General features: G+C 63.2%; 2 protein-coding genes and 1 pseudogene. 2 read left to right on the top strand and 1 reads right to left on the bottom strand.

All coding sequences use genetic code 11. The annotated features are described in order from the left end of the window. Positions 1-197, bottom strand: a pseudogene (locus EN984_RS27130) (UDP-2,3-diacylglucosamine diphosphatase); the annotation flags it as partial. 151 nt (positions 198-348) lie between these two features. Between EN984_RS27130 and EN984_RS27125 the strand changes: the two are divergent. Together EN984_RS27125 and EN984_RS27120 are read left to right on the top strand one after the other, a co-directional pair. After that, a complete protein-coding gene (locus EN984_RS27125; RefSeq protein WP_127271508.1) occupies positions 349-1128 on the top strand; it encodes an SDR family oxidoreductase in 780 nt (259 codons plus the stop codon). 177 nt (positions 1129-1305) lie between these two features. Further along, on the top strand, positions 1306-3497 hold a 2192-nt coding region (locus EN984_RS27120; protein WP_164765673.1), incomplete at its 3' end, for an NADP-dependent malic enzyme.

The following is a 3497-nucleotide window of genomic DNA, read 5'->3' as shown; positions in this document are numbered from 1 at the left end:
CCCTTGCGCGCCTTGCGCAGCAGTTTCTGCACGACGTCATTGTGGCTTTGCGGCCAGTGCCAGCTCCGCCGCAGCCGCCAGCCGTCGACGATGTCGCCCACCAGATAGATGATATCGGCATCGTGATATCGAAGGAAATCGATCAGGAACTCGGCCTTGGCCGCCTTCGAGCCCAGATGGACGTCGGATATGAACATGCTGCGGAAAGTGCGGGGCTCTTGGCCGGACATCGCGATTTCACCGTTGCTTTCGCGAGCCTATGCCCCGATTCATGCAACAACCGTATGACGGTTGCGATTGGTCCAGCCGAAGGACTAGCTTGCCGGCCAAATCACAGGAGAAATCGTCATGGATCTCGGTATCCGCGGAAAGAAGGCCATCGTCTGCGCTTCGAGCAAGGGACTTGGGCGCGGTTGCGCCATGGCGCTGGCCGAGGCCGGCTGCGATGTCGTGGTCAACGGGCGCAACGCCGAACTGGTGGCGAAAACCGCCGCGGAGTTGCGCGAGCGATATGGCGTCACGGTGACGGAAGTCGTCGGCGACGTTTCGAAGCCGGAGGTGCAGAAGGCGCTGCTCGCGGCCTGTCCCGAGCCGGATATCCTGGTCAACAACAATGGCGGCCCGCCGCTTCGCGATTTCCGCACGCTCGATCGCGAAAAGATCCTCGAAGGCGTCACCCAGAATATGGTGACGCCGATCGAGCTCGTGCAGGCCGTGCTGGACGGCATGGCGGCACGCGGCTTCGGCCGCATCGTCAACATCACATCGCTGTCGGTCTATGTGCCCATTCCCGGCCTCGACCTGTCGTCCGGCGCGCGTGCCGGCCTGACCTCGTTCCTTGCCGGCGTGGCCAGAACGGTGATCGACCGCAACGTGACCATCAACAGTCTTTTGCCGGGCAAACTCGACACCGACCGGCTGCGCGGCCCGCACGAGGCCGGCACCATCGAGGATCCTGCCGCAGCCGCTGCACGCAAGACCCGCATCAGCGCTGATGTTCCGGCCAAGCGGCTCGGCACGCCGGAAGAATTCGGCCAGATCTGCGCCTTCCTGTGCTCGGTCCATGCGGGCTATCTGACCGGGCAGAACATACCGGTCGATGGTGGTCTCTACGTCAGCGCCTTTTGATCAACTTGTCCGTGAAACTGTAGGAGCCGTCCGTTAGAGAATCGGCATAAGCATTTGATCATTAGCGACTTTCTACGCGCCGCCGGGTAAAGCTGCCGGCGCGTCAATTAGCGTCGCGAAAAACCACGGCTGCATGCTAAAAGGGAATCTCCAGCCAGATTTCGAGGGAGCGGCCGCATGGAAGGCGAGAGCAAAAAGACGGCACGTTCGGACCTCGACGAAGCCGCCCTCTACTTCCACAAGCACCCAAGGCCGGGAAAACTCGAGATCCAGGCGACCAAGCCGCTCGGCAACCAGCGCGACCTCGCGCTCGCCTATTCGCCTGGTGTCGCCGCCCCTTGCCTGGAAATCCGCGACGATCCGGCGACCGCCGCCGACTACACCGCACGCGCCAATCTGGTCGGCGTCGTCACCAACGGATCGGCGGTGCTCGGCCTCGGCAATATCGGCCCGCTGGCCTCCAAGCCGGTGATGGAAGGCAAGGCCGTCCTGTTCAAGAAGTTCGCCGGTATCGATGTCTTCGACATCGAGATCGACGCGCCGGGGATCGAGCGCATGGTCGAGACGATCTCGGCGCTGGAGCCGACTTTCGGCGGCATCAACCTCGAAGACATCAAGGCACCGGAATGCTTCGAGGTCGAGGAACAGTTGAAGGCGCGCATGAAGATACCGGTGTTCCACGACGACCAGCATGGCACCGCCATCATCGTCGCTGCCGCCGTGCTCAACGGGCTGGAATTCGCCCGAAAAACCATATCGGACATCAAGATCGTCACCTCCGGCGCCGGGGCTGCCGCCCTTGCCTGCCTCAACCTGCTGGTCTCGCTCGGCGCCAAAGTCGAAAACATCTGGGTCACCGACCGTTTCGGCGTTGCCTACAAAGGGCGGACCGACGAGATGGACCGCTGGAAAGACCCTTATGTGAAGGACACCGAGGCGCGCACGCTGGCCGACGTCATATCGGGCGCAGATGTCTTCCTCGGCCTCTCGGCGGCAGGCGTGCTGAAGCCGGAACTGCTTGAGCACATGGCGCCAAAACCGCTGATCCTGGCGCTGGCCAACCCCAATCCGGAGATCATGCCGGAAACGGCGCGTGCGGCGCGTCCCGATGCGATGATCTGCACAGGCAGGTCCGATTTTCCCAATCAGGTCAACAACGTACTGTGTTTTCCTTACATCTTCCGCGGCGCGCTCGACTGTGGTGCCAGCGCTATCAACGAGGAGATGAAGATGGCGGCGGTCCGCGCCATCGCAGCCCTTGCCCGCGAGGAACCTTCAGATGTCGCTGCCCGCGCCTATTCCGGCGAGACGCCGATCTTCGGCCCTGAATTCCTGATCCCTTCGCCCTTCGATCCACGCCTGATCCTGCGCATAGCGCCCGCGGTCGCCAAGGCGGCCTGCGACACCGGTGTCGCGACGCGGCCGATCACCGATTTCGCCGCCTATATCGACAAGCTGAACCGCTTCGTCTTCCGCTCCGGCCTGGTGATGAAGCCGGTGTTCTCGTCCGCCAAGGCATCGAGCGCCAAGCGCGTCATCTATGCAGACGGCGAGGATGAGCGCGTGCTGCGCGCCGCCCAGGTGGTGCTCGAGGAAGGCATCGCCGAGCCGATCCTGATCGGCCGGCCGCACGTCATCGAGGTGCGCCTGAAGCGCTACGGCTTGCGCATCAAGCCCGGTGTGGATTTCGGCCTGATCAACCCGGAAGACGATCCGCGCTACCGCCATTATGTCGACCTTCTGATCGAACTCGCCGGCCGGCGCGGCGTCACGACGGAAGCCGCGCGCACCATGGTGCGCACCGACAACACGGTGATCGCAGCACTTGCGCTGAAACGCGGCGATGCCGATGCAATGGTTTGCGGCCTCGAAGGGCGCTTCGAGCGGCATCTGCGCAACGTCACCTTGATCATCGGCCCGCGCACCGGCGTCAAGGATCGCGACCTGTCGACGCTCTCGATGCTGATCTCGCAGCGCGGCATCATCTTCCTGACCGACACGCATGTCTCCGTCGACCCGACGGCGGAAGAAATCGCTGAGATGACGGTGCTGGCGGCGGAAGAAATCCAGCGCTTCGGCATCGAGCCGAAGGCAGCGCTGCTCTCGCATTCGGATTTCGGCTCGCGCGATTCGCCCAGTGCCCTGAAGATGCGGCAAGCGGCGGCGATCCTGGCGCGCATTGCCCCAGAGCTGGAATGCGATGGCGAGATGCACGCCGATTCCGCTCTGTCGGAGCATCTGCGCCAGCGCGTATATCCGCATTCACGGCTGAAGGGCGAAGCCAATTTGCTGGTGTTCCCCAATCTCGATTCGGCCAACATCACGCTGACGGCGCTCAGGACCATGATGGATGCGCTACACGTCGGGCC

The sequence above is a fragment of the Mesorhizobium sp. M7A.F.Ca.CA.004.12.1.1 genome, assembly GCF_003997835.1.
Taxonomy (GTDB): Bacteria; Pseudomonadota; Alphaproteobacteria; order Rhizobiales; family Rhizobiaceae; genus Mesorhizobium.
This window is presented reverse-complemented; position numbering and strand designations above follow the sequence as displayed.

Bases quoted from the DNA above. Each gene is read 5' to 3' on its own strand.
- EN984_RS27125 (WP_127271508.1), top strand. From the start codon at position 349: ATGGATCTCGGTATCCGCGGAAAGAAGGCCATCGTCTGCGCTTCGAGC.